The organism is Pseudomonas sp. 1, assembly GCF_056626735.1.
On the sequence record NZ_JBWXMQ010000021.1, the window covers coordinates 59850 to 84953 of the forward strand.

A 25104-nucleotide genomic window follows, 5' to 3' on the forward strand; every position below is an offset into this window, starting at 1 on the left:
CGCTGTCCCTCTCAACGGTTTTGGTCAGGGTTCCACTGGGCGTAACGCTGGCCGCGCAGGAACTGCCACAGGCCGATACTCATGCCCGCCAGTGTCACCAGCAGGAATGCCGCAAGGCGAAACGGTTTGGGCAAGCGGTGTTGCGAATCCAGCAGGCCGGCAATCGCGATGGCGTAGCCGACCAGTTGCGCGATCAGGCAGAGGCGATAGAAACCGTGCTCTTCCCACAGCCATAAATTGCTCAGCAGCAGAGGCAGCAACAGGATCGGGGCCAGGCGGCGGATCAACTTGTGGCTGATCAACGCAATCGAATACAGCCCATGCTTGAACGGATTGAGCAGTTCACTGCGTTGCGCCAGGCTTTGCAGGCCACCGACGGTGACCCGCTGGCGACGGCGAAACTGCTTGTCGGCTTCATCCACGCCGTGGTCGATCACTTGCGCTTCGGGCACGTAGACGATGCGTTTGAATTGCACCGGCGCGCAGGTGCTGATGAAGAAATCGTCGTTGACCTCCGCCGGTACGTTCTCGAACAGTTCGCGGCGCAGGGCGAGCAGGGCGCCGTCGGCGGAGACCATGCAACCGGTGCGATTCTCGACCCGGCGCAACCAGCCCTCGTAATGCCGGTACAGGCTGTCACCGACGCTCAAGCCGCCACCGGTAACCGGGATCACCATGTGCCCGGCGCAAGCGCCGACTTGCGGATCGCTCAGGGGCGCCAGCAGGTAGCCGAGGGTTTCCCGCGACCATTGGTTGTCGGCGTCGGTGAACACCAGAATGTCGCCCGTGGCCAGCGCTGTACCGGCATTCAGCGTGGCAGCCTTGCCCTGGCGGGGCAGGTCGAGCACGGTGATTCGCGGGTCGACGACTTTGTGCGCGCAGGCCACGGTGTCGTCGGTGGATCCGTCGCTGGCCAGAATGATTTGCAGGGAGGCGGGCTGATAGTCCTGCGACAGCAGCGAGCGCAGCTTGTGTTCGATGTGCCGGGCCTCGTTGTGGGCGGCGATGACGATGCTGATGTTCAGCGGCGGTGCCGGGCTGTGGCGCCACGCCGGGAACAGCGGAGCGAGCAGCGTCAGCAGCAGTGGATAGCCGACATAGGCGTACACCGGCAGCAGCAGGCACATCCAGAAAATGAATTCAGCCACGGGCAGGCCTCCTGGCGTTCCAATGACACAGACTGAGAATGAACGCGGCGCCCGCCAGGTGCAGGCGCATCCAGTGCAGACCCCACAGTTGCAGGGTGAAACCGAGGTCATGTTGCCGGTGGCTCTGGCGCACGCTGAGTACCAGCCCCGGAAGCAGCGTCAGCATCACCATGACCGCGGCGTGATGGGGGAAACCGTCGAGCAGGGCGGATATCGCCAGAAAATCGAGAATCCAGACCAGGATCGACAGCATCGGAAACCGCAGCAGGCGCAGGCTGAAACCGTGGGTACGGAGCAATTGCAGATGACTGCCCTGACGCCACAGTTCCTTGCCCATCCATTCGCGCCAGTTCATTTCATAGCCCCAGTGCAGCGCGACGTTTTCATTGATCGACAGCAGCCGCGCGCCGTGTTCGTGCAGGCGCAGGGTGAATTCCTTGTCTTCGCCGGTGCGCAGGTTTTCATTGAAACCGCCGACCTTGTCGAACCAGCGCCGGCGCAGCAGCAGGTTGGCACTGGGCAGCCAGTCGACGACATGGCTGGTGTGCGTGGTCGGGCGCAAGGTACGGCGCTGCCACGCGGTGGCGTACCACGGCGCGGCGGCGGGCGTGTGCAGATCGAGACCGAAGACGTCGGCCTGGCCGCTGGCTTCGATGTCGAACAACGGCCGCAGCCAGTCTTCCGGCATCTCGATATCGGCGTCGATGAACGCCAGCCATTCCCCGGTGGCAATGGCCGTGCCGCGATTGCGCAACGCGCCGATCAGCAGTCCCGGCATTACCAGCACCTGGGCGCCGAACTGCCGGGCGATCTGCGGGCCGTCGTCGCTGGAGCCGTTGTCGACCACGATCAGCTCGCATTCGACATCGGCGGCGTGGGCGGCTTTCTGCGCGGCCAGCAGGGTGCGACCAATGTGCCGCGCCTCGTTGAACATCGGGATGACAATACTGATCCGGCTCATGCTTTGGCCTCCGTCATCGGCGCCTGCTCGGCTTTCAGGCGCAGGACGCTGGTCAGCGCGAGCATGATCCACAGGTATTTCTGGTTCGGCGCGCTGAGGAACATCAGGAACAGCGTCAGCGACAGGAAACTCACCCCGAGGTGGGTCATCAGATCCGCCTGTTGCCAGTTGCGCCGCTGCATCCATTCCTTGCGTGCCCGCATCAGGTTGTACAGGCCCAGCGCGAGCATGCCGACGAACATCAGACCGGCGGGAACCCCCAGTTCACTGAAGATTTCCAGGTAGGTGTTGTGCGCCCGACGGTACAGATCGCCGATCTTGCGGTTCGCGGAAAACGCCTTGGCATAGCCGGTGGTGGCGTAGTGCAGGGGGAAGGTGCCGGGGCCGGAACCGAGCAGCGGGTTCTCGCGAATCATCTGGCTGCCGACCACGATATAAGAGGCGCGGCGGCCGAGGGATTCGTCGTTGTGGCCCTTGGCCCCGGCGCTCAATACGCTGAGCGACTGGATGCGCGCGATGTAACCGGCAGGCATCGCATAGATCGCCAGCGGAATCACGATCGCCGCGCCGAGCATGGCAAAGCCCAGGTGACGCGGACGAATGCGCGTCAGTTGTGCGCGGTAGTGCCAGCAACCGATCACCAGACTCAAGGCCAGCACCACCAGCCCGGAGCGCGATTCGGTCTTGGTCATGCCGCCGAGCAGCAGCAGGCAGCAACCGCCCCAGAACAGCCGATGCAGCAAGTTCGGGCTGCGGATCACCAGCAGCAGCCCCAATGGAATGGCAAACGCAATCAGCAGGGCGAAGGCGTTGGGGTCTTCGAGCAGGCCGGCGGCGCGGCCCTGATCCTGGAATTTGGTGGAGAACATGGCCATGGCGCAGGTCGTGCTGACGGCCAGGGTCACCAGCCGGGCGAACAGGTCAAGGTTCAGCTCGCGGCCGATCAGCAGGGTGATGACAAACAGGATCAGGCCGACGCTGATTTCCCGCAGGTGGCCCAGCGACATGCCCATGTCATCGGTGTCGAGCAGGCTCAGAAAGTACAGGGTCATGAAGGCGATCAGAAAGCGCCAGATATTGCTGCGCAGACGATCCGAGGGAATCTGGTGCATCGCCAGTTGCAGCATCAGGATCACCGCCAGCGAAGCGCCGATCAGTTTGCTGCCGGACAGTGAGCTGTCCTTGAAGAAACCCTCGAACGGTACCAGGGCGGCAATGCCGAGCAGGCCCCAGGTCGGTTTGCGGTACAACACCGCGAACCCCACCAGACCGAGCACGGCGCCCGGCGCGAGATAGGGCCAGGGGCTGGCCAGCAGAGCGATGCAGACCAGGCCCAGCAGACTGACAATCGAGAGCGGGAAAATCATGCGCGTGCCTCCCGTGCCGTGCGGATGTACAGCTGCGACCAGTGTTCGGCCAGGGCCTTGAGGTCGTAGCGGTCCTGTTGCGTGCGTTTTGCGTTGTCGCGCAGTTGCCGTGCCAGGCCTGGCTCGGACAGCAACGTGTCGAGCTGGCGGGCGAGGGCGGCGCTGTCAGTGGGTGCGGCGAGCAAGCCGTTGTGGCGATTTTCCAGCACATCGGGAATTCCGCCGACGCCGAATGCCACCACCGGCACCCCGGCCTGCATCGCTTCCAGCAGAATCATCGGCGTGCCTTCGGTGCGCGAGCTGATGACCAGCGCATCGAGTTGCTGCCACCAATGCCGCATGTCGGTCTGATAACCCGGCAAGCGGATGCGCTGTTGCAACCCGGCGGCGTCGATTCGCGCCTGCAAGCCTTCGCGTTCCGGGCCGTCGCCGAGCATCACCGCATCGAGTTGCGGGTGTTGGTGACACAGCGGAATCAGCGCGTCGAGAAACAGATCCGGGCCTTTTTCACTGCTCAGACGCCCGACGTAACCGGCGAGCCAGCGTTGCCGGGGCGCTTCGGAAAGCAGCGCGGCGGCTGCCGGCAGACCGTTAGGAATCACCTGCAACTTCTCCGCGCGCACGCTGGCCTGACGGTGCAACTGCGCGATGCTTTCGGCGACGCACACCACCCGATCCACCGACGCCGTGCGGCACAGTTGCAGGCTCAGCCAGGTGTAGAACTTTTGCTTGCGGCTGCGCGGGGTGAAGCCGTGTTGAGTGATCACCAGTGGCAGGCGCAACAGCGTGGCGCCGACCCAGCCGAACAACAGGCCTTTGAAATTGTGAGTGTTGATCAACGGACGTTCACCGCGCCGCTGACGCAAGTGCCGCAGCAGGGCAGCGAGCCCTGCGCAGCCTTGTGCATCGACGCCGGCTTCGCGAAAGCGCGCGATCAGTTCCGGCGGCGCATCGAGGAACAGCACCTGGTGCTGCCCCGGCGTCGCCAGGCAATGATCGAGCAACATCCGCTCGGCCCCGTAAAACCCGCCGCTGCTGAGCAAATGCACGATCGGCAGGGCGGCGTTCGGGGTGGCGGGCGTGTTCAATTGCGCACCCAGTGCACGAAGCTTGGCACGGTCCAGTTCTTGTGCGGATTGCTCGGCTGCGCGTTCTGGTCGTTGATCACCAGCAGCACCGGCAGGCCCAGTTCGTGGCTGATTTGCGCCGGGTGTTTGAAGCGGTGGTCGAAGAACTCACGCACGTAGACCAGTGCAATCGCCAGCAACAGGCCGGTGAACAAACCGAACGGAATGATCAGCATCGGTTTGGGAAACGCTGCTTCGGTCGGCTCGAACGGCGGGCTCAACACCCGGGCGTTGGACAAGTCGTCGCTCAGCGAGCGGGTGGTGCTGCTTTCGGCAAAGCGCTGGGCGTAGGTCGAGAACGCGGCGTGCAGGGCATCGATTTCAGTGTCCATCTGCCGCAGCTTGCTCTGGGTCTGCTGCAACTCATGGATACGCGCCTTGAAGTCGGCGATGCGCGCGGTTTTCTGATCGATTACTTGCTGGACCACCGCCAGGTCGTTGGTGCGTTCCTGGATGCGGTTACTCACCACTTTGAGGAACTGCTGACGGGTGCGGGCAATCTGTTCGCGGGTCAGCAGCATCGGTTCGCTGCCGGGCTGGAACACCGCCAGATCGTTCATGTAGCGGCTGACCTGGGTGGTCAGTTGCTCGCCCATCTGTTTGATTTCCCGGTCCTCGAACGCCACGTTGTCGACGGTGGTGGTGAAGGTGTAGGGGAAGGTGTAGTCGTTGAGTTTGCTGTTGCTGGCGGCGGCCAGCGCGGTCTTCAGGTACTCGAGCCAGCGCTGGCTCTGCAGCAGGCGGTCGCGGTACAGGTTCAGCGCCTGCTCTTCGGTGTTGATCGCGTTGAGGCGGAAGGTGATTTCCTCCTTCGGATCCGACGCGCCAACGCTTTCCAGCAGCGCCTGACGATTGCCTTCCAGTCCATCGAGGCGCACCTGATACAGATGCTTCTTGGTTTCGTAGAAGGACTGCGGCAGATCGATCGATTGCAGCGCCTGACGGCTCACCAGGTAGTTTTGCAGCAGGGCAGAGACGAAGTTCGTGCCTTGATGCGGATCGGGGAAGCTGTAGACGATCGAGATCACGTTGGAGCCGGGCAGGGTCTCGATTTTCAGGCTGTCGATGGCTTGCTGGGTCAGCGCATCGAGCGCGGTGTCGCGCACCGGATCGGTTTCAAGCCCGAGGGTGTTGCGCACCGGGTTGATCACGTACTGGCGCAGCGGCGAGCTGATGTAGCGCTTGAACGGTTCGCCCACCAATTTGCTGAACAGGCCCGGCGACGGAGTGTATTCGCCCTTGTCGCGCAGCTCGCTGATGGTCTGACGGATCAGCGCCGGCGAGCGCAGGATATTGCTCTCGGTTTCCATGTCCGCCAGCGACGGCGGGATGAAGGTGGCGTTGTCCACGGTCAGCGACGTGGTGGCGTCGCCCTGTGAAAGTTTTTTCGACTGCACGATCACTTGAGCGGTGATATCGAAGCTCTGTTTGAGCAGCAGCGGCAGCACCAGGGCGATCACTGCAAAGATCAGGAAGACGCGCTTCACCAGTTGCTTGTTGGCGAAGAAGATCCTGAAGAACTCATGCAGGTAGTTTTCCTTTGGATTCATGGTCGGTCACCTGAGAGTCAGTTGTTGTTGCTGTCTTTGTTGTCGACGCGGTAGCCGAAGCTGAAGCCCACGCCCTGGAACAGCACCACGTCGGCCAGTTGCCGGGCGAGTTCGCCGGCGCTGGCCAGTTTGGTTTTCGGCACGTACAGCATGTCGTCCGGTTGCAGGTAGGCGATTTGCGGCGCCTCGCCCGACAACGCTTTCTCGACGTCATAACGCACGGCCTGCACCTGATTGCCGTTGCGCCGCATGATCACCACCGAATCGAGCCGCGCCTTGACGTTGGTGCCGCGCGCCAGGGTCAGCGCCTCAAGCACCGACACTGGCCGGCGGATCGGGTAGGAGCCCGGCTGACCGACTTCGCCCAGCACGTAGATCTCGTTGCCGGCGGTGGACTTGAGCAGCACGTCCACGGTCATCCGGCCCGGCAGTTGCGCGTACTTCTTGTTGAGGAAGGTTTCGAGCTGGTTGACGGTCATGCCTTGCAGCGGCACCGCGCCGATTTCCGGGAAGCTCGCGTAACCGTCGGTGCCGACGGTGATCTCGCGGCTCATGCCGGTGGCCGGGTGGTTGAGGGCGTTTTTCAGATTCTGCTCGTTGGTCAGCGGGCTGATGATCTGCACCGTCAACTGATTGCGGTTGGGCTGGAACAGCTGTTTGCGTTGGTAGGCGCGCTGGATTTCCTGGCGCGCTTCGTCGCTGGTCAGCCCGGCGATTTTCACCGAAGTGTTGGCGCCCGGCAGTTCGATGGTGCCGTCCGGCAGCACCAACTGGTTGCCGTTGAGCTGACTGGCGGCGGTGAAGTTCAGGCCAATCTGGTCACCCGACTGCACGCGGTAGGCGTCCGAGCCGCTGGTGCTGATGTGGAAGATCACGTCCAGGACGTCTTGCGGGCGCAGGGTCTGTTCGACCTTGGGCATGTCGGTCGCCTGGGCGTTGGCCGGGGTGGCGGTGAGAATATTCACCGGCATGTTCTGGGTTTCGGAAGTGCTTGAGCAACCTGCAAGCGGCAGCATCAGCAGAACCAGTATCTTGGCGTTCATGGCGTCATCCCTCGCGGTTGCTTACAGGTTTTTGTACAGCCATTTGGGCATGTAGTACTTGCGCCGGTTGAACACGCTGCCGACCACTTTCGCCCCGGCCTGGGTCAACCGCTGCACCGCCGCTTGCGCGACTTCCCAGCGGGTGTCTTCGGCCCGTACCACGAACACCACGCCGTCGACCTGGGTGCTGATGACCAGCGTGTCGGCAGCCGAATACACCGCGTCGCCGTCGATCACCACAAAGCGGTACTGGCTGCCCAGTTGATCGAGCAACGGGCTCAGGCGCTCGGCGGTCAGGTGTTCCATGGTGCGGATCGGCCGGCCGTTGGGCAGCACGTGGAACGGCAGGCTCGACACCTGCACCACGCAGTCCTGCAACAGCGGCGGATTGTCCGGATTGAACAGCAGGTCGCGCAGGCCGCGCTCCTTGCTCAGGTTCAGTTGCTGGGTCAGGTTGCTCGCCGACTGGCTGGCGTCGACGTACAGCACCTGGCCGCTGCTCATTTGCGCCAGTTGACTGGCCAGCGCCAGCGCGCTGGTGGTGGTGCCGGCGCCGGGGTTGGCGGCGGTCAGGAACAGGATCCGCAGATCCAGGTCCAGCACGGTCGAAGTCAGGTTCGACTCGCTGGGGCTGGCAATGCTCAGGCTTTTGTTGGTTGAACCGTCCATTAGCTTGCTCCGTGGCCGCTGAATACTTTGAAGGGGGTTTTCAACAGAATCTTCAGATCAAGCAAAAGGCTCTGCTCGGCGATATAGCTGAGGTCCAACTCAACGCGCTGGTCGAAGTCGATGTTGCTGCGTCCGGAGATCTGCCACAGGCCGGTCATGCCGGGGTAGATCGCCAGACGAGCGAGGTGACTGTCCTTGTAGCGGTAGGCGTTGAACGAGGTCGGGCGAGGGCCGACCAGGCGCATGTCGCCGGTCACTACATTGATCAGGTTGGGCAATTCATCGAGGCTGGTACGCCGCAGGAAACCGCCGATCCCGGTGATGCGCGGGTCCTTGTCGATCTTGAAATCGATGGCGTCGGCACCGTGCTTGTTCAGATGGCGCAGCGACTCCTTGAGCTCTTCGGCGTTGGCGACCATGGTCCGGAACTTGTACATGCCGAACTTGCGGCCGCGGTAGCCGGTGCGTTTCTGCACGAACATCACCGGGCCTTTGCTGGTGAACTTGATGGCCAGCGCCAGACCGATCAGCAGCGGCGAAATCAGCAGCAGAATCATCAGTGCGCCGAGGCAGGCCACCACCCGGTTGGTGCGCGACAGTTGCCACGGCCGGCCACCTTCGCGACCGGTCACCCAGCCCTGGCCCTGACGATGGATCGCCGCGTCGAGGCGCATTCGCTGTTCCGGATCCATGCGTTTGTCACGCACCAGATGTTGGATCGGTACACCTTTTTCATGTCCAGTCATGGAGTCCTCCGCTGATGGTCAGCCGCGTGCGGCGCGTGGGCGATAGGCAGTGGGGTAGTAATCGCGGAACCAGGCGATGAACCGCCCCAGTCCCTCATCCAGCTCGATCCGGGGCTGAAACCCGGTGGCCTGGGCCAGATCGCCGGCCTCGGCGCAGGTGTTGAGCACGTCGCCCGGTTGCAGCGGCAGCAGCTCGACCACGGCTTTCTGGCCGAGGTGCTTTTCCAGCAGGGCGAGGTAGGTCTTCAGCTCGACCGGGTGCTGGCCGCCGATGTTGAACAGGCGCCACGGGGCCATGCTGCTGGCCGGGTCGGGCTGTTCGCGGTTCCACTCGGGATTGGCCCGGGGGGCGCGCTCAATCAGGCGTGCGATGCTTTCGATGATGTCGTCGATGTAGGTGAAATCACGCTGATGCTCGCCGTAGTTGAACAGCTTCAGCGGCGAGCCTTCACTGATTGCCCTGGCGAACTGGATCGGCGACATGTCCGGCCGGCCCCAGGGCCCGTACACCGTGAAAAACCGCAGCCCGGTGCAGGCGATGCCGAACAGGTGGCTGTAACTGTGGGCCATCAATTCATTGGCTTTCTTGGTCGCGGCGTACAGCGACAGCGGGTGATTGACGCCGTCCTGTACCGAGTAAGGCGTGTGCTGGTTGGCGCCGTACACCGAACTGGACGAAGCGTAGATCAGGTGCTCGACCGGGTGCCGGCGGCAGCACTCCAGGATGTTCAGGAAACCGTCGAGGTTGCTGTCCAGATAGGCCCGTGGATTTTCCAGCGAATAACGCACCCCGGCCTGCGCCGCGAGGTGGACCACGACTTGCGGCCGTTCGCTTGCGAACAACGCTTGCAGAGCCGACGCGTCCGCCAGATCGATCATGGCGAGCTGAAAGTCGCCGATCTGCTCGCGCACCCAATCCACCCGATCATGCTTGAGCTGCGGATCGTAGTAGCCGTTGAAGTTGTCCAGGCCGATCACCTGATGGCCGTCGCGCACCAGCCGCAGTACGCAATGAGCACCAATGAACCCGGCCGCACCGGTGACGAGGATTTTCATGGCCGCAACCCGTCAGGCGCGATGTGGCGCAGACCGATGCCGCTGTAGTGCAGGCCGGCGGCTGCGACTTGTTCCGGGTTGTAGAGGTTGCGCCCATCGATGATGACTTTCGAGCGCAGCTTGCTGGCCAGCAGCTCGAAATCCACCACGCGGAAATTCTTCCACTCGGTGCAGATCACCAGTGCGTCGGCGTCTTCCAGGGTGTCGTCGCGGGTGGCGCACAGGTGCAGGTCATTGCGGTAACCATAAATGCGCCGGCATTCGGACATTGCTTCCGGATCGTAGGCCTGCACGCTGGCGCCTTCGGCCCACAGCGCATCCATCAGATAACGGCTGGGGGCTTCGCGCATGTCATCGGTGTTCGGCTTGAACGCCAAACCCCAGATCGCGATCGACTTGCCGGCCAGGCCTTGAGGGAATTGCGCCTTGAGCTTGCTGAACAGGATGTGCCGCTGGCTGTCGTTGACGTCGGTGACGCTGCGCAGCAGTTTGAGCGGCATGCCGTTGTGTTCGGCGGTGTGCAGCAGGGCGCGCAGGTCCTTGGGAAAGCACGAACCGCCAAAACCGCAGCCGGGGTAGATGAAGTGATAGCCGATGCGCGGGTCGGAACCGATGCCCTTGCGCACCGCTTCGATATCGGCGCCGAGCAGTTCGGTGAGGTTGGCCAGCTCGTTCATGAAGCTGATGCGGGTGGCGAGCATCGCGTTGGCCGCGTACTTGGTCAGCTCGGCGCTGCGGTTGTCCATGAACATCAGTTTTTCGTGGTTACGGCAGAACGGCGCGTACAGCTCGCTCATTTGCTCGCGGGCCAGGTCGTCGCGGGTGCCGACGATGATCCGGTCCGGACGCATGCAGTCGGCGAGGGCGCTGCCTTCCTTGAGAAATTCGGGGTTGGACACCACTCGCACCGCCAGAGCGCTTTTGCCGCGCCGTTGCAGTTCTTCTTCAGCGGTGTGCAGCACCTGATCCGCCGTGCCGACCGGCACCGTGGATTTGATGATCAGCGTGCGATCGTCCTCCATGAAGCTTGCGATCTGTCGTGCCACGTTGAGCACATGGCTGAGGTCGGCGGAACCGTCTTCATCGGCTGGCGTGCCCACGGCGATGAAGATCAGTCCGGCATGTTCCACCGCATCGCTGGCCTGGGTGCTGAATAACAAACGCCCGGCCTTGATGTTTTCTTCCAAAGTTGCCGAGAGACCCGGTTCGCTAATAGGCGGTACTGCCTGTTGCAGTTGTTTAATTTTGTTCGGGTCAATATCGACGCACAATACGCGATGTCCGACATCGGCAAGTGCGGCTGCTTGTATCAGGCCAACATAGCCCGTACCAAATACGCTCACGTCCATATTGGCGTGCCTCGTAAGACGGTGATGGAAGATCGAAATTGAACTGTCAAAAGGGGTATAGCGCAGCGTGGGAAAAGCGTGTCAGCAAAATGACATGTTGCAGGTGTATAACACCCCCAAATTTGGGGGCGAATGGCCATCAAGTGCTTGCTGTAGATGGATTTGTCCCGTCCTTGACATGTTTTTCACAATTCGAAGAAAACGATAAACGGTCGTAGGCCGCGAAATTCAAGGGTTTTAACGACTTGGGTGTGTCAGATTTGAGTCAACAGTTTTTTGACGCTTTTTGATTATGTCCGACATTTCTTGCGCTTTGATGGCCCGGTGCTAGTGTCAGATTTTGACCGACAATCCCTTGACAATGCTTCGTCGGACGCGCCCGGAATTGCCATGTTTCGATATCTGAAAGAACTGCTTTTAATTATTTATCTGCTGCTTTATTTCGAATATTACCTTGACCGCTTAAATGCGATGGGTATGGGGTTGGCAGTACTTCTTTTTGGCGCGATGTTTTTGACGCTAACGTTTTCGTTATTACTAACGGCCTATATACGTCAGACTTTCATTCGGCATTTGTTCGCATTGACAATGTTTGTTTCGGCGGTGTTCTTCGATGTGTATACGAGGGTGACCGCCGATTACCTGACCTACAGCAGTTTCGTTTCGCTGGTGTACTCCGGCGGCTTCATCCAGGAAGCGGCGTATCAGTACCGGGGGGCGATCATCCACGGGCTGCTCAACGGGTTGTTGCTGTTGTTCGGGATCGGCCTCAAGCCACGGCACGCGATTGCGGTACCCAATGCCCTGCGGATCGCTGCGCCGGTGTGCGGTGTGTTGCTGCTCAGCGCCGTGTTGTTCGTGCGGGCCGGCGAGGGCGCGCGCGGATTGCCGATCATGTATACGCCGCTGGCCTATCTGAACCTGTTCGGCTACGAAGCGCTGCACAACACCGTCGGCCCGCGTGAGCCGGTGACCCTGGCACGCAATGGCCCGGCGGTCGGTCATGACATCGTGCTGATCATCGACGAAAGCATTTCCGGCAATTACCTGGACATCAATGCGCCGTTCGGTGTGCACAGCAACCTCAAGCAGGCCCGTCCGGGCGTCGAAATCTTTAATTACGGTTACGCGGCGTCCATCGCCAATTGCAGCGCCGACACCAACATCACCTTGCGCTACGGCGGCACCCGCGCCGACTACATGCGCATCAACAGCACACTGCCGTCGATCTGGCAGTACGCCAAAAAGGCCGGTATGCGCACGGTCTACATCGACGCGCAGCGCACCGGCGGCAACCTGCAGAATCTGATGAACGACGCCGAGAAAAAGGACATCGACGAATTCGTGCAATTTGACCAGACCAGCGTGCGCGACCGCGACATGGCCGCCGCGGCCAAGCTGATCGAACTGCTCAACGACGACAAGCCGGAGCTGGTGCTGATCAACAAGGTCGGCGCGCATTTCCCGGTGCACGACAAATACCCCGACGCCTTTATGGCCTACCGCCCGACCTTGCCTCGCGGGCAGTTCACGGAAGTCGCCGATACCGGCGAACGCACCGGTTTCAACGGCCAGCCGGATGACTGGGTGCTGTATCGCAACGCCTACAAGAACACCGTGCTGTGGAATGTCGGCGAGTTCTTCTCGCGGGTATTTGCCCAGGCCAATCTGCACAACGCGCTGCTGATCTATACCTCCGACCACGGCCAGGATTTGCACGAGCGTGGGAATCCGGGACTCAACACCCACTGCGGCGGCGATCCGGTGGAAGAAGAAGGGCTGGTGCCACTGGTGGTGATCCAGGGCGATCAGTTACAGACGCTCGACTGGTCGGCGCAACTGGCGGCGAACAAGAACCGTTCCAGTCACTACAACATCTTCCCGACCCTGCTGCAGTTGATGGGCTACGACCTGCCGGGAATCGAAGCGGTGTACGGCAAACCGCTGAGCGTGGCGACGGCGGATGAATTCACCTTCAACTACCGCTTCAACGCGCGGCTGGGGGCCAAGCCCGAGTGGAAACACATCGACCTGAGCAGCATCGTGACGCCGGGTGAGGCGCCGACGAGTGTGGCGGTGGGTCAGTGATTTATGGGTTGTCCAGGCTGGCCTCATCGCGAGCAAGCTCGCTCCCACATTTGGAATGCAGTTTCCTGTGGAAGCGAGCTTGCTCGCGATGAGGGCGGATCAGACAAAGCAGAGTTCAGATCCATTCCTTGTATCCGCTATCCTTGGCCGACACGGATCGATCGGATGGCGGCATGCTCCAGGTTCAAAACGTCTTCAAAAGCTACCTCACCCCGCAAGGCCCGTTGCCGGTGCTGCAAGGCATCGACCTGACGCTCAAGCCCGGCAGCAGCCTGGCGCTGATGGGTGAGTCGGGCAGCGGCAAGAGCACGCTGCTGCACCTGATCGCCGGGCTCGACAAGGTCGACAGCGGCAGCATCAGCAGCGGCGAGCACCGTCTGGACCGGATGAACGAGGCGCAACTGGCCAACTGGCGGCGCACCGAAATCGGTCTGGTGTTCCAGCAGTTCAACCTGATCGGCAGTCTGCGGATCGAGGACAACCTGGCGTTTCAGGCGCGGCTCGCCGGTCGGCATGACCCGCGCTGGCAGCATCATCTGGTGCAACGCCTGGGGCTGGGCGAATTGCTCAAGCGCTATCCCGAACAACTCTCCGGCGGCCAGCAACAGCGGGTCGCGCTCGGTCGGGCACTGGCCGCACAACCGAAACTGCTACTGGCCGACGAGCCCACCGGCAGCCTCGACGAAAACACCAGCGATGAAGTGCTGCGGCTGTTGCTGGAATTACTCGACGACACACCGACCACGCTGCTGATGGTCACCCACAGTCAGCGCGTGGCAGCGCGGCTGGCGGAGCGGGTGGTGTTGTCCAGCGGTCGATTGACGTGAAGGTTTTCCGCCACGCGTTGATGGCGCTGCTCAGTCACTGGCGGCGCCATCCGGTGCAGTTTTTCAGCGTGCTGACCGGGTTGTGGCTGGCCACCAGCCTGTTGACCGGAGTCGAAGCGCTCAACAGTCAGGCGCGGGACAGTTACGCGAGGGCCAGCCAGTTGATCGGCGGCGAACCCCAGGCCAGCCTCAGCACGCCGAACGGCGCGACCTTCCCGCAACAATGGTTCATTGACCTTCGGCGTCAGGGCTGGCCGGTGTCGCCGGTGCTGCAAGGTCGCTTGACGCTCAAGAATCACGAAAACCAGCGTCTGCAATTGATGGGCATCGAGCCCGTGTCCTTGCCCGGTGACAGCGCGGTGGCCGGGCAGGCGATGCCGATCGAGCGGATTGTCGAGTTCTTCAGCCCGCCGGGCAGCACCTGGATTTCTCCCGAGACCTTGCGGGCGCTGAACCTCGCCGACGGCGCGACGCCAACCACTGAATCCGGGCAGACGTTGCCGCCGCTGCGAGCGCAAACCGACATGGCCCCCGGCGTGCTGTTGGTGGACATCGGCGTCGCTCAGCGCGTGCTCGAACAACCCGATCAACTGTCGCGTCTGCTGCTGCCGAAGGATTTTCACGCCGAGGTGCCGGCCGCGTTCAACAGCCAGTTACAGCTCAAGAGCAGTGGCGAGGAAAACAATCTGGCGCGACTGACCGAGAGCTTCCACCTCAACCTCGACGCCCTCGGATTTCTCTCGTTCATTGTCGGTTTGTTCATTGTTCACGCGGCTATCGGTCTGGCGCTGGAACAGCGCCGGGGATTGCTGCGCACCTTGAGAGCCTGCGGTGTCAGCGCGCGGATGCTGATCGCTTGCCTGATCGTCGAGCTCGGCGCGTTGGCGTTGATCGGCGGGTTGTTCGGCGTGGTCAGCGGTTACTGGCTGGCGAGCGTGCTGTTGCCGGACGTCGCGGCCAGCCTGCGCGGTCTCTACGGCGCGGAAGTGGCGGGGCAGTTGCGTCTGAGTCCATGGTGGTGGTTCAGCGGCATCGGTTTGAGCCTGCTCGGCGCGTTGCTGGCCGGGGCCAACAGTTTGCTGCGGGCGGCGCGTCTGCCGTTGCTGGCGGTGGCGGATCCGCAGGCCTGGCATCAACAACATGCGCGCTGGTTGCGACGTCAGGGCTGGGTGGCCGGCGTATGTGCGGCGATTGCGTTGGCCGCGCTGGTGTGGGGCAACAGTCTCGCCAGCGGTTTTGTGTTGATGGCGGGATTGTTGCTCGGCGCCGCGCTGGCGCTGCCAGTGTTGCTCAGTGCGTTGCTCAACGGGTTGCTCGGGCGCAGCCGCTCGGTGCTCGGTCAGTGGTTTCTCGCCGATTGCCGCCAGCAATTGCCGGCGCTGAGTCTGGCGTTGATGGCGCTGCTGCTGGCAATGGCGGCGAACATCGGCGCCGGCAGCATGACCGCCGGTTTCCGCCAGACCTTCGACGATTGGCTCGAACAACGGCTCACCGCCGAGCTTTATCTGAACCCGAGCAACCCGGCTCAGGCGCGGGAGCTGTACACCTGGCTCAAACAGCAATCGAGCGTCACCGCGATCATGCCCAACTGGCAGGTCTCTGTGACGCTGCAAGGCTGGCCGGCGGACGTCTTCGGGATCATCGATCATCCGCACTATCGTCAGCACTGGCCGTTGCTCGAAGCGCGGGGCGATGACCCGTGGGCGGCGCTGGCCAAGGACGATGCAGTGATGCTCAGCGAACAACTGGCGCGTCGCTTGAAAGTGAGGCCGGGCGATCACCTGACGATTCCCACGCCGGGCGGGTCGTGGTCGCCACGCATCGTCGGCATCTACGCCGACTACGGCAACCCCAAGGGCCATGTGCTGGTCAACAGCAATCATCTTTTGCGCGGCTGGCCGCAACTGACGCCGAACCGTTTCAACCTGCGCATCGACCCGCCGAATATCCCGGCGCTGCTCAGTGCCTTGCAGGCGCGCTTTCAGCTTGATGACAGCCGCATCGTCGATCAGGCTCGGCTCAAAGGCTGGTCGGTGCAAGTCTTCGAACGCACCTTTGCCGCGACCGCCGCCTTGAATAGCCTGACGCTGGCCGTCGCTGGTGTGGCGCTGTTCATCAGCCTGCTGACCCAGAGCCAAAGCCGCCTCGGCCAGCTCGCGCCGTTGTGGGCCCTGGGCGTGACGCGACGCCAGTTGATGCTGCTCAACCTTGGGCAAACGTGGCTGCTGGCGCTGTTGACGCTGGTGCTGGCCTTGCCGTTGGGCATCGGTCTGGCGTGGTGTCTGGACGCGGTCATCAATGTGCAGGCCTTTGGCTGGCGTCTGCCGCTGCGGGTGTTTCCATTGCAGTTGCTGCAACTGATGGGGCTGGCGCTGCTGGCGACGTTGCTGGCCTCGGCGTGGCCGCTGTATTCGCTGTACCGCACGCAACCGGCGGACCTGTTGAGGACGTTTGCCCATGAGGACTAGGTTTGCGGTGGTGTTTCTGGCGGTTTTTCTGGCGTCGTTGCTCAGTGGTTGCGACAACCCCGCACCGGAACAGAAGGGCTTCGCCGGGATGGGCGCCCAGGCGCAGGCCTTCACGCCGGTGGTGCCGGGGCGAGTGTTCAGCTTTCCGGCGGATCACGGCGCCCATGACGGTTTCCGTATCGAATGGTGGTATGTGACGGCCAATCTCAAGGATGCGCAGGGCAACGATTTCGGCGTGCAGTGGACGTTGTTTCGCAGCGCTCTGAACGCCTCGCCGCAGCAGCCGGGCTGGGCCAACCAGACGATCTGGCTCGGGCATGCGGCGGTGACCTCAGCCAGCGTCCACCACGCTGCCGAGCGTTACGCCCGTGGCGGCGTCGGGCAGGCCGGGGTGCAGGCAGTGCCGTTCGAGGCGTGGATCGATGACTGGCGTTTCGTCAGTCAGGCAAGCGATCCGCTGGCCGACCTGCAACTCAGCGCTCGGGATAAAAACTTCAGCTACCAACTGCGCCTGACTTCCAGCCGTCCGCTGGTGCTGCAGGGTGACAAGGGTTTCAGCCAGAAATCCGAACAGGGGCAGGCGTCGTACTACTACAGCCAGCCGTTTTTCCAGGCCAGCGGTACCCTGCAGATCGACGGTCAGACCTACACCGTCAACGGCCCGGCCTGGCTTGATCGCGAGTGGAGCAGCCAGCCGCTGACCGCCAACCAGACCGGGTGGGACTGGTTCTCCCTGCATCTGGACAGCGGCGAACACGTCATGCTCTACCGCATGCGTCAGAAGGAAGGTGCGCCTTATCTCACCGGTACGTGGATTGCTGCCGATGGCCAGACTGAAACGCTGCAGGCCGGGCAGATCAAGCTGACCCCGCAGGACACTGCGAAGGTAGCCGGACGTTCGATGCCGGTGCGCTGGTCGATCGGCATTCCGGAAAAAGATCTGCAGATCACCCTCGATGCAATCAATCCCGATGCCTGGATGAACCTGCGCATTCCGTATTGGGAAGGGCCGGTGCGCCTGAGCGGCAACCGGGGCGGGCAGGGCTATCTGGAGATGACCGGGTACTGATTCCGCGCTCCGGGCCGGAGAAGAAATCGATTGGAACTCTCTCCAGAATGCCCCCTCTACCGAGGAACATGGCCGAGGATCCGATCCATGAGCGAGGAACTGAAACCGCCAGACCTGACGACCTGGCAGCAAATGTTTGACGATCAGACGTACTGGCAACAATCCCCGGATGCCCATTACTTTGATTTGCAGCGCATCGCTGACGATCTGTTGGGGCAGGGTGCGATCGATCTTGAGCAGTGGCAGCTGCTCAAAGCCAAGGCCGATGAACTGCACAAGGACTCGCCCGCCGTGAACGTTGCGCGGGAACTCGATAACCCCGAAGCCTGAGGAGGCCTGGCATGAATACTGTCCCTGATAGCGAGCACCCCGACGAACCTCGTCCGCCGGGTGAAACCGAACGCGACAATGTTGCACTGCGTCCCACCGATCCCAAACAGCGGCAGCGTTCCGGGAAAGGCACCGCCAGTGGCGAGTCCACGGCGCAGGACACCGCGCAGCGATCGCGGAACAAACCCTGATGCGCGTCTATGCTCAGTGGCACTCCAATCGCTGAATACGTTGGCGATGGGGGCTGCCATCCATCACAGGGAACGTACCGCTTATGAAGCTCCAAGCACTGACGCACGCCATTGCACTTGCCACTGTTTTTTCTGCTTCCACGGCGTTCGCTGCCGATACTCCGTTGTCGGCGACTGTCGAGAAGGATCAGGTCATAACCAGGGTGCTGGCAGTTGATGCGGCCAATCATCAGGTTGTCCTTGAAGGCGAAGAAGGTCGCCAGGTGCACATTCAGCTCAGCGACAAGGCGAAAAACCTGGGAAATCTGAAGGTGGGTGATCTGGTCAAGATCGAGGTTCAACATTCGATCGCCGCTTTCCTGGACACCGATGTGGATAAAGGTCTGCCTGGCTCCACTGAGCGCACAGGTGAACTGCGCAACGCCGTGGGCAGCAGCAATCCCGGTGGCGAGGCCTTCCGCCAGATTCAGGTGCAATTGAAAATCACCAAAATTGATTTGGCGACAAACCAGGTCACTCTGGAAAACCCGTCGGGCCAGTCCAAAACCCTCAACGTCGAAAAGCCTGAGATTCAGGCCAAACTGAAAAACCTGAAAGTGGGGCAGAGCGTCATCGTCACTTACACCGATGTATTAAAAGTGACCAGTCAGCATGAAAGTTGAGTATTGACTCTACAGCGTGACTGTTCTTGTACAAGTAATTGTATGAGAGCAGTCATATGAAGTGTTCGAGGCGGTGAATTCAGAAAGTTTGTCGGGAAATATCGATAAGCAATATTCTTTAACTTTTCAGTACATAAAATTCATCTTCAATTAGCACGACATATCCGCCAACTTCCATTAAAATCCCTCCCGTTCGCCCAGTGTCAGGGCTCTTTACCGGTGCATGGATTGCCAGGCCATCACACTGGGCGAACACCTCCTCGGAGTAGAGGCCAAAGAATTCAGATGCAAAAAGGGCGACTTTAAAGTCGCCCTTTTTAATTGCCTTACGATTTGGCAGGTCGCATGCCTCGTTGTAACTGAAGGCGCTTGAGCGTTTCCTGATACATGGTGGTGCGGCGGTGCTGTGTGCCGTATCCACCAATTGCGGCAACGGTGCCGGCCTGAATGTGATCCAGGTAGCGGAAGATGGTGCGCGGCGAGAGGCATTTGATGCCGTAGCCAAGGGTGCTTAAACGATCCTGCAGCGTGTATCCCGGGACCCGGTCGTCCATCGAAAAATGCAGCCCGTGAGCTTTGATCAACCGTGCATTCCACAAGGTGCAGAAGCTTTTCAGGTGAGTTTCCCGGTAGGGTTTCGGATCTCGGGAGGGCAACCCCAAGTGCTGTTTTGCCCGGCGGAAATAGTGTTTGAAGTAACGCGAAGACAAGCGCCAGGTGTCTCTAAAGACGCCGCGATCTAATTGCTCGACGCAACCGACCGCTGCTGTATCCAAAGATTGCATACATTCATTCATCATCATCGAAAAGACAGTGCTGTCAAAAACGAAAGTATCGGTATGCAGCGAAAACAGGTAATCGGTTTCAACTTTTGCAAGTGCCAGATCAAGTGCCTTGCCATGAGCAATATGCCCCGCTTCCTTGCCGGGGGAGGGGCGCTCGATCAAGTTGATCCAGTCCAGAGACCGCAAGTAGACCAGGCTTTCATCGGCGGAATCATTGTCCACCACCCACACCGGAATTTGATGCTCCTTGACGTATTGCTGGAGAAACTCCAGGCACATTCGGGTTATTTCCGGCGTCTTGTAATTGACCAATACAAGGCTGAAGGCGGGCAGTTGTTTTGAGGTGGAATCGATCGCACTCATGGTCCGGGCTCACTTCAAGGTGAAGGGTTCTGCTGACAGCAATCAGCACACAGAACCGTTGCTTTGTGGCCCGGATGGTAGGGACGCAACCTTAGTTCAAACTTAATTTTCGAGCGCTCGGTCCGGGTGACTTGTTACGGCTTGCGACGCAGGCGAGGCGCTTGGCGATCAGGCGCAGTTCCACGGTAAGATGCGCCGCCATTACAAGCTCAAGGAAGACAACGGCTCGCGCCGTTCGCCAGGGAAGAAACCACTTTCTCTCTACACCCAGGCTACGTCGAAGACATGGAACTCTCATTCGGCTAAGCCCGCATCGGCGGCGGCATCTGCCAACTCAGCAACCACATCCACTGGATGGCCATTCACTCAACCTTGATCGTCATCGAACGCGCCAACCACAGCTTCGACCCGGTCCTGGAAGACGGCCGCGTCCTGCCATTCGGCTCCGGCGCGGCGATCTTCTACAACTACATCGACCTGGTGCTGCACAACCCGACGGATCGCAGCTTTCAGCTGAAGTTGACGGTCGGGGAGACGTAGTTGGAGGGGGAGTTGTTGTGTGATCGGGAGCGGGTGTATCGGTATCACGTATTCGAGGTGGGGCATCGGTTTGTGCGGGAGGGGGAGCGGGTGTATCGGGAGAATGAAATTTGGCGGGAGGTGAGGGAGAAGGGGCAGGTGGGGGCTTTGGTGGAGAGGGAGAGGTTGTATGGGAATCGGGTGGTGGTTAAGTATGAGGTTTTGGAGGGGGTGATTGAGGGGGGATAGTGGTGATGTCGCTTTAGTCATTTGGTTTGCTTCATGTGTCGGAAGTGTTTGTCGATTCTAGCTTTCCAGGTTTTTTAATATGTTCTCTAGCGCGATTTTCAGCTCTGCCCAGTTTTTGGCTTTTTCACAATGAGTAGGATTTTGCCAGTCTTGATTGCGGATTAGAGAGATTACAAAGGAACCGTATGTGCTGAATTCTGGATGCCATCCGATATCGAGTATTTGGCCGCATGGGAAAGTCGCTTGAAAAAGGTCTTCCTTTAAGTTTTCTATTTCGAGAGAAGTGTCGATTGTTTTATCAAGCTGGGAAATGTCATCGAGAGTTATTTTGGCTCCGAGAGTGATGATTTTGCTTGTGTTCATTTAGTGATATCCAAGGGGTATTTGAGGGGGGGGTTGAGCACTACTCAGGTGTTGGTTGGGTAAAGGGTGATTTGAATGGCTGAAATCTCTATAAAGCTCGGAAAAATAAGATCTCTATTTTCGTTTTTTAGTGAGATGAGGATGATGGAGTTGCCGAGTTTTAGCGAGCTGCATCCATCTTTGCTAATAGAAATCAGCTCTGCTGTTATATAGGTTGTTTCTGCTTCGTGGCGAATTGATGGTGTGTTGCTCATTGATGTGGAGATGTTTTTACCCCAGTAAAAATCATCATCAATATTTATTTCGACGTCATAGGAACGGTTTTCTATTGCCTCTAGATTGAATAAGCTTGAAAGACCTTCTCCGTAAGGGGTGGAGAATTCAATAAGGGTCTTTTCTGTGTGGATTTTAACTATGCGCGATATTGTGATTTTCATGAGTTTATTAAGTAAAAGAAGTAAAAGGGGACGGATTTATTTTCTTTAACGAAAAATAAATCTGTCCCCTTTTGGTCTATTTTCGAAGTTTAAATGATAAGCGGCGTAGATTGCGATCCACTTTCGAAGTGACTCATCCTGTGAAGGTAGCTCTTGAGCAATTTCTGTATATGATTTTGCCTCAAAGCCCCACCAGATTTTCCTCGGGATTGTCTTCTGAATACTCATTTTTTATCCTTTAAACTTGTGTGAAAAGGGGAGGGATTTATTTTATTAAAAATAAATCTGTCCTCTTTGGATTGAATACACATATTTGGATAAGATGTTGGATGTGGATGTTTTTAATCTTCTTCATTCCATTTTGTATGGGTCTCAATCGCTATTTTCAGCCATGCGCTAAAGTCAGGATGTTCTCCGTGAAGCTCCCACCCCTCTGAAGCATATGCATGTATTATTAGCACTTTTGGATTGCCGGATAAATCATCGCCGTCAAAGCAAGCAATATCATCATTGGCGTTGAACTTTGCGAAAGGAACTAACGTGCGGTTGGGATACAGATTTTTTAGCGTGTTGTGCCAGTAGTTTATTTTTCCCTCTTGATATATTAGTAACCACCAAGGTTCAATGTCCGGTTCAGGTTCCGTAGTCGCGAATTTTATAAATGTACTAGGGAAGTTATAGTTTTTCAGGTGTTCAATGTTGAGAAGAATTTTCATTTTGTTTGTTCGAAAAGGGGATAAATTGTCCCTTTGATTCTGTTTTTTAGTTAAGACCATTCTATGGAAAGGTTGTCTGGCCAATCAGTGGGTACTATTGCTAATGTGCCGCTTGATGAACGCATTCTTGTGAGCCTGAAAAAATATTGGCTTGATTCCATCGTCCTCAATCTGTGGCCATCTACTATATTTCTAAAATAGCGGTACCTTGAAGTAATCCCTAAGGCAGCCCGCGCGGATTTAGGTCTAATGGCAAACTGTGCGGCCAGTTGTCATATCGATCGGAATGGCTCTAGACTCCGTCTTGCGAGTCAGCTACGGCTCGAAAGTCATCAGATTACGTCGTCATTGAATCTAAGCCGCCTCCGCTAAATCGAGCAACTCCTCCAGCCCGGATTCCTTTATTTCTTGCTCCATCTGATAACACACAAATAACAAATCTACATTAAGAAAGATACCAAGTCAGGAACTCAAAAAAACCGCTCCATTTTATCTGCACTGTGCCAGCCAAGAATTCATCTCGCTTAGCCAAGCTAAAATCTAAGACCTCACCACTATTTTTGTCGTACAGGTAGCATCCCTCGCCCTGAACATTTGTAAGGCAAATGAAATTTTCTGGAAGCTCCCACACCTCCTTAATAAAATCTGTACCGACCTCTATTTCGTTACTGGGGGCGGCGATGTCACATAGTTCCTCCTCTGAAGAACTGCTTTTGAAAAAAGTTATGGTGTAGTTTAGAAAAAACTCGGCCAGTTCACTGCTAGGATCGATTCCGAGGGCCGCCAGTTCTTTTAAGACGGAATTTTTATCTCTCCGGTGAATGTCACCAGGTTGTTTCTCAATGAGTTTTACTAATTCATTAGGGATCATTTCGAAGCCTCGGCTGCTCGGTCTTTCCAATATTGTGGAACTTCTTTCTTGAAAAGTTCCCTGTCTACAGGTTGCTCTGGGTGTTGGCTGTGCCCATAAGGATGCACCGCTTCTCGTCCTCTACCTTTCAAAGTGGTCAGGTGAGTTTTTCGACTCAACTCAAAAAGCGGGCCTTTTCCATTTTGCCTTGAGTGGTGTAACTGGAGCTGCTGAGGAACTCCGTCCTTCATGATGTACGGTGCACCACCATCTTTCGCTCTATCCAAGTTAGACACGCCTTTGTGTTCTAGACTCCAGTCAATGTCCTGTTGGAAGACTTTATATTCATTACCTGTTCCTTTTCCGCTCGCTTTCCATGTGGTTTCAGTCTTGAAAAACCTAGGATTTTTACCATGTTCAGGTCCCGGAACCTTCGGTGCACCCTCATCTACCGTAGCGGCAGTTTCAGGGGGCTTTAAAAGGGACTCTTGCCCATCTACCTCGGGAGGGGGGCAGTTGTTTAGCCCCAACGGATCCACCCACCCCGTAGGGTTAGGCACGTACTGGTAGCTGTTCAAGCCACCCGCAAGCTTGATCGGATCCGGCGTCAAAAAGCGCCCACTGCTCGGATTGTAGTAGCGGTGCCGGTTGTAATGTAACCCCGTCTCGGAATCGAAATACTGACCCTGGAAGCGCAACGGGTTGTCGATTTCACTGACATCCAGCGCCGCGAGGTTGCCGTAGGCGCGGTACTTCGCGGACCACATGACTTCACCACTGTAGTCAGTGAGTTCCTGCGGCGTGCCTAGATGATCGAGCTGGTAATAGAACGGCGTCGCCTTGCGCGGGCCTTCACCGTCGAGCATGGCCAGCGGGCGGAAGCTGCCGGGTTCGTAGATGTAGGTGCGATAACGGCTATCGCCGCTTTCGGCGATCAGGCGTTCGCCTTGCCACAGGAACTCAGTGGTGTGACCGTCGACATTTTTTTCGATTCGGCGACCGAAGGCGTCGTATTTGTAAGACGCGGTGCTGCCACCCGGCAGGCTGACGCCGATCAGTCGATGCTGGCAGTCGTAGCGATATTCGGTGACGAGTTTCTGTCCGGTGCCACGGCGTTCGCGGATCAGGTTGCCATAGGCGTCGTAGTCGTAGTGGCGGTCACCCTGCATCAGCAGGCGGTTGCCTTTGACGTTGGCGAGGTTGGCTGTGCCTTCGTTGTTCTGGCCGAGCAGGTTACCCGCTGGATCGTGGGCGAAGCTCTCCGGCGTAGCGCCACGAACGCTGATCAAGCGATCGAGCGGGTCGTAGTGGTAGCTGCGGCTGCCTTTGCGGCTGTCGTCGATGCCGGCGAGGTTGCCGTTGGCGTCGTAGTTATAGCGGCGCTGGAACAGGTTTTTTTCACGCTGGCTGACACTGTGCGCTTGCAGGCGACCTTGTTCGTCGTATTGGTATTGGCTGAGCAACAGGCCTTGCTGGCGCTGCTGTTCGCGACCGGCGCTGAATTGGTGGCTGGTCAGGCGTGAGCCGTTGAGGTCGATGCTGCTCAGACGTCCGCCGTACAAGTGGCGGTAGTCGAGTGTGCTGCCGTCGGGGAGCCGGCAGTGACTCAGTTGTCCGACGCTGTCATATTCGTAGCGCGTGGTGCCCCATCCCTGATGCTCGGTGATCAGGCGATCCTGCACGTCGTATTCGTAGGCAAGCGGCCAGTGTCCGTCGTCGACATTCACCAAACGGCCCAGGGCATCGTAGCTGTAGTGTATTTCTTCGCCATCGGCGAGGGTTTTCACCAGCAGTCGACCGGCAGCATCGCGCTGATACTCGGTAACCAGTTCGCTGCCGTCATCGCCGAATTCGGTTTTCTTCAGCAACTGGCCGTTGAGGTCGTATTCGTACGCGGTGCGGCGGCCGTCGAAACCGGTTTCCTGCTGGATCAGGCCGTTCGAGTAGTAGTCGAGTTTGTAATGCTCGCCACGTTCGTTTTCGATTTCAGTGAGCAGCAGACCCGCGTTGTCGTAGCGATAGAGTAACTGGCTGCCGTCCGGGTTGATGCGGCGGCTGACCAGATGCAGGTTGTCGGCGTATTCGTAGTAATGCCATTCGGGACAGATCTATTTTCTTTAACTGCCCTCTTCTGTGTTGCGATGTCTATATTCGACAATCGTTAATCTGTT

General features: G+C 58.8%; 22 protein-coding genes and 2 pseudogenes. 8 read left to right on the forward strand and 16 right to left on the reverse strand.

The window, feature by feature from the left end; translation table 11 throughout:
- Nucleotides 1-11: 11 nt before the first annotated feature.
- The 10 genes from AC1MDC_RS25420 to AC1MDC_RS25465 are packed head-to-tail and all read right to left on the reverse strand — an operon-like array spanning nt 12 to nt 11016.
- Nucleotides 12-1148 carry a glycosyltransferase gene (locus AC1MDC_RS25420; RefSeq protein ID WP_480393911.1) on the reverse strand — a complete coding sequence of 379 codons (1137 nt, stop codon included), beginning with the start codon at nt 1146-1148 and terminating at the stop codon, nt 12-14.
- The gene (locus AC1MDC_RS25425) at nt 1141-2109 is read right to left on the reverse strand and encodes a glycosyltransferase (RefSeq protein ID WP_480393912.1); all 969 of its coding nucleotides are present in this window, start codon (nt 2107-2109) and stop codon (nt 1141-1143) included. Before AC1MDC_RS25425 ends, AC1MDC_RS25420 begins: the two co-directional genes overlap by 8 nt.
- Nucleotides 2106-3476 (reverse strand): O-antigen ligase family protein, encoded by a 1371-nt coding sequence (locus AC1MDC_RS25430; RefSeq protein ID WP_480393913.1) that lies wholly within the window; start codon nt 3474-3476, stop codon nt 2106-2108. Before AC1MDC_RS25430 ends, AC1MDC_RS25425 begins: the two co-directional genes overlap by 4 nt.
- Complete coding sequence (locus AC1MDC_RS25435; protein WP_480393914.1) at nt 3473-4564, reverse strand: glycosyltransferase family 4 protein; 1092 nt, start codon at nt 4562-4564, stop codon at nt 3473-3475. Before AC1MDC_RS25435 ends, AC1MDC_RS25430 begins: the two co-directional genes overlap by 4 nt.
- Nucleotides 4561-6153 (reverse strand): GumC family protein, encoded by a 1593-nt coding sequence (locus tag AC1MDC_RS25440; protein WP_085698618.1) that lies wholly within the window; start codon nt 6151-6153, stop codon nt 4561-4563. The genes AC1MDC_RS25435 and AC1MDC_RS25440 overlap by 4 nt, the downstream gene beginning before the upstream one ends.
- Nucleotides 6154-6170: 17 nt before the next feature.
- Complete coding sequence (locus AC1MDC_RS25445) at nt 6171-7196, reverse strand: polysaccharide biosynthesis/export family protein (protein WP_085698619.1); 1026 nt, start codon at nt 7194-7196, stop codon at nt 6171-6173.
- Between the two features lie 21 nt (nt 7197-7217).
- The gene (locus AC1MDC_RS25450) at nt 7218-7865 is read right to left on the reverse strand and encodes a CpsD/CapB family tyrosine-protein kinase (RefSeq protein ID WP_085698620.1); all 648 of its coding nucleotides are present in this window, start codon (nt 7863-7865) and stop codon (nt 7218-7220) included.
- Entirely contained in the window at nt 7865-8611 is a 747-nt protein-coding gene (locus AC1MDC_RS25455) for a sugar transferase (RefSeq protein ID WP_085698621.1), read from the reverse strand. The genes AC1MDC_RS25450 and AC1MDC_RS25455 overlap by 1 nt, the downstream gene beginning before the upstream one ends.
- An 18-nt stretch (nt 8612-8629) precedes the next feature.
- Nucleotides 8630-9667: an NAD-dependent epimerase gene (locus AC1MDC_RS25460; RefSeq protein ID WP_085698622.1), complete on the reverse strand. Its 1038-nt coding sequence runs from the start codon at nt 9665-9667 to the stop codon at nt 8630-8632.
- Nucleotides 9664-11016, reverse strand: coding sequence for a UDP-glucose dehydrogenase family protein (locus tag AC1MDC_RS25465; protein WP_085698623.1), 1353 nt, complete (start codon nt 11014-11016; stop codon nt 9664-9666). The genes AC1MDC_RS25460 and AC1MDC_RS25465 overlap by 4 nt, the downstream gene beginning before the upstream one ends.
- A gap of 390 nt (nt 11017-11406) precedes the next feature.
- Between AC1MDC_RS25465 and AC1MDC_RS25470 the strand changes: the two genes are divergently transcribed.
- The 7 genes from AC1MDC_RS25470 to AC1MDC_RS25500 all read left to right on the forward strand — a co-directional run bounded on the left by AC1MDC_RS25470 (nt 11407) and on the right by AC1MDC_RS25500 (nt 18651).
- On the forward strand, nt 11407-13104 hold the full coding sequence (locus AC1MDC_RS25470) for a sulfatase-like hydrolase/transferase (RefSeq protein WP_480393915.1): 1698 nt from the start codon (nt 11407-11409) through the stop codon (nt 13102-13104).
- A 173-nt stretch (nt 13105-13277) separates the two neighbouring features.
- Nucleotides 13278-13931 (forward strand): ABC transporter ATP-binding protein, encoded by a 654-nt coding sequence (locus AC1MDC_RS25475; protein ID WP_085698625.1) that lies wholly within the window; start codon nt 13278-13280, stop codon nt 13929-13931.
- Nucleotides 13928-16399, forward strand: a complete 2472-nt coding sequence (locus AC1MDC_RS25480; protein WP_480393916.1) for an FtsX-like permease family protein — start codon at nt 13928-13930, stop codon at nt 16397-16399. Before AC1MDC_RS25475 ends, AC1MDC_RS25480 begins: the two co-directional genes overlap by 4 nt.
- A complete protein-coding gene (locus tag AC1MDC_RS25485; protein WP_480393917.1) occupies nt 16389-17468 on the forward strand; it encodes a lipocalin-like domain-containing protein in 1080 nt (359 codons plus the stop codon). The genes AC1MDC_RS25480 and AC1MDC_RS25485 overlap by 11 nt, the downstream gene beginning before the upstream one ends.
- A gap of 87 nt (nt 17469-17555) precedes the next feature.
- The gene (locus tag AC1MDC_RS25490) at nt 17556-17798 is read left to right on the forward strand and encodes a hypothetical protein (protein WP_480393918.1); all 243 of its coding nucleotides are present in this window, start codon (nt 17556-17558) and stop codon (nt 17796-17798) included.
- Between the two features lie 11 nt (nt 17799-17809).
- Nucleotides 17810-17989, forward strand: a complete 180-nt coding sequence (locus tag AC1MDC_RS25495) for a hypothetical protein (protein WP_480393919.1) — start codon at nt 17810-17812, stop codon at nt 17987-17989.
- A gap of 83 nt (nt 17990-18072) precedes the next feature.
- On the forward strand, nt 18073-18651 hold the full coding sequence (locus tag AC1MDC_RS25500) for a hypothetical protein (protein WP_480393920.1): 579 nt from the start codon (nt 18073-18075) through the stop codon (nt 18649-18651).
- A 326-nt stretch (nt 18652-18977) separates the two neighbouring features.
- On the opposite strand, the gene AC1MDC_RS25505 is transcribed toward AC1MDC_RS25500, so the two are convergent.
- Nucleotides 18978-19799 carry a glycosyltransferase family 2 protein gene (locus AC1MDC_RS25505; RefSeq protein WP_480393921.1) on the reverse strand — a complete coding sequence of 274 codons (822 nt, stop codon included), beginning with the start codon at nt 19797-19799 and terminating at the stop codon, nt 18978-18980.
- A gap of 258 nt (nt 19800-20057) precedes the next feature.
- Here AC1MDC_RS25505 and AC1MDC_RS25510 point away from each other — a divergent pair.
- Nucleotides 20058-20567: pseudogene (locus AC1MDC_RS25510) on the forward strand (VanW family protein); the annotation flags it as partial.
- A 57-nt stretch (nt 20568-20624) separates the two neighbouring features.
- Here the strand turns inward: AC1MDC_RS25510 and AC1MDC_RS25515 are convergent.
- The 5 genes and pseudogenes from AC1MDC_RS25515 to AC1MDC_RS25535 form a co-directional block, all read right to left on the reverse strand.
- On the reverse strand, nt 20625-20930 hold the full coding sequence (locus AC1MDC_RS25515) for a hypothetical protein (RefSeq protein WP_085704900.1): 306 nt from the start codon (nt 20928-20930) through the stop codon (nt 20625-20627).
- Nucleotides 20931-20974: 44 nt separating this feature from the next.
- Nucleotides 20975-21367: a hypothetical protein gene (locus AC1MDC_RS25520; RefSeq protein ID WP_480393922.1), complete on the reverse strand. Its 393-nt coding sequence runs from the start codon at nt 21365-21367 to the stop codon at nt 20975-20977.
- A gap of 341 nt (nt 21368-21708) precedes the next feature.
- Nucleotides 21709-22083: a hypothetical protein gene (locus tag AC1MDC_RS25525; protein ID WP_480393923.1), complete on the reverse strand. Its 375-nt coding sequence runs from the start codon at nt 22081-22083 to the stop codon at nt 21709-21711.
- Between the two features lie 445 nt (nt 22084-22528).
- Nucleotides 22529-22954, reverse strand: coding sequence for a hypothetical protein (locus AC1MDC_RS25530; RefSeq protein WP_085704906.1), 426 nt, complete (start codon nt 22952-22954; stop codon nt 22529-22531).
- Nucleotides 22951-25020, reverse strand: a pseudogene (locus tag AC1MDC_RS25535) (RHS repeat-associated core domain-containing protein); the annotation flags it as partial. The pseudogene AC1MDC_RS25535 and the gene AC1MDC_RS25530, both read right to left, overlap by 4 nt.
- Between the last annotated feature and the right edge of the window lie 84 nt (nt 25021-25104).

What these genes read in the sequence shown, in the direction of transcription:
- AC1MDC_RS25515 (WP_085704900.1), bottom strand. Translation starts at nt 20,930, where the DNA reads ATGAACACAAGCAAAATCATCACTCTCGGAGCCAAAATAACTCTCGAT.
- AC1MDC_RS25525 (WP_480393923.1), bottom strand. Translation starts at nt 22,083, where the DNA reads ATGAAAATTCTTCTCAACATTGAACACCTGAAAAACTATAACTTCCCT.
- AC1MDC_RS25520 (WP_480393922.1), bottom strand. Translation starts at nt 21,367, where the DNA reads ATGAAAATCACAATATCGCGCATAGTTAAAATCCACACAGAAAAGACC.
- AC1MDC_RS25505 (WP_480393921.1), bottom strand. Translation starts at nt 19,799, where the DNA reads ATGAGTGCGATCGATTCCACCTCAAAACAACTGCCCGCCTTCAGCCTT.
- AC1MDC_RS25430 (WP_480393913.1), bottom strand. Translation starts at nt 3,476, where the DNA reads ATGATTTTCCCGCTCTCGATTGTCAGTCTGCTGGGCCTGGTCTGCATC.
- AC1MDC_RS25450 (WP_085698620.1), bottom strand. Translation starts at nt 7,865, where the DNA reads ATGGACGGTTCAACCAACAAAAGCCTGAGCATTGCCAGCCCCAGCGAG.
- AC1MDC_RS25470 (WP_480393915.1), top strand. Translation starts at nt 11,407, where the DNA reads ATGTTTCGATATCTGAAAGAACTGCTTTTAATTATTTATCTGCTGCTT.
- AC1MDC_RS25475 (WP_085698625.1), top strand. Translation starts at nt 13,278, where the DNA reads ATGCTCCAGGTTCAAAACGTCTTCAAAAGCTACCTCACCCCGCAAGGC.
- AC1MDC_RS25485 (WP_480393917.1), top strand. Translation starts at nt 16,389, where the DNA reads ATGAGGACTAGGTTTGCGGTGGTGTTTCTGGCGGTTTTTCTGGCGTCG.
- AC1MDC_RS25490 (WP_480393918.1), top strand. Translation starts at nt 17,556, where the DNA reads ATGAGCGAGGAACTGAAACCGCCAGACCTGACGACCTGGCAGCAAATG.
- AC1MDC_RS25495 (WP_480393919.1), top strand. Translation starts at nt 17,810, where the DNA reads ATGAATACTGTCCCTGATAGCGAGCACCCCGACGAACCTCGTCCGCCG.
- AC1MDC_RS25425 (WP_480393912.1), bottom strand. Translation starts at nt 2,109, where the DNA reads ATGAGCCGGATCAGTATTGTCATCCCGATGTTCAACGAGGCGCGGCAC.
- AC1MDC_RS25500 (WP_480393920.1), top strand. Translation starts at nt 18,073, where the DNA reads ATGAAGCTCCAAGCACTGACGCACGCCATTGCACTTGCCACTGTTTTT.
- AC1MDC_RS25440 (WP_085698618.1), bottom strand. Translation starts at nt 6,153, where the DNA reads ATGAATCCAAAGGAAAACTACCTGCATGAGTTCTTCAGGATCTTCTTC.
- AC1MDC_RS25445 (WP_085698619.1), bottom strand. Translation starts at nt 7,196, where the DNA reads ATGAACGCCAAGATACTGGTTCTGCTGATGCTGCCGCTTGCAGGTTGC.
- AC1MDC_RS25530 (WP_085704906.1), bottom strand. Translation starts at nt 22,954, where the DNA reads ATGATCCCTAATGAATTAGTAAAACTCATTGAGAAACAACCTGGTGAC.
- AC1MDC_RS25455 (WP_085698621.1), bottom strand. Translation starts at nt 8,611, where the DNA reads ATGACTGGACATGAAAAAGGTGTACCGATCCAACATCTGGTGCGTGAC.
- AC1MDC_RS25460 (WP_085698622.1), bottom strand. Translation starts at nt 9,667, where the DNA reads ATGAAAATCCTCGTCACCGGTGCGGCCGGGTTCATTGGTGCTCATTGC.
- AC1MDC_RS25465 (WP_085698623.1), bottom strand. Translation starts at nt 11,016, where the DNA reads ATGGACGTGAGCGTATTTGGTACGGGCTATGTTGGCCTGATACAAGCA.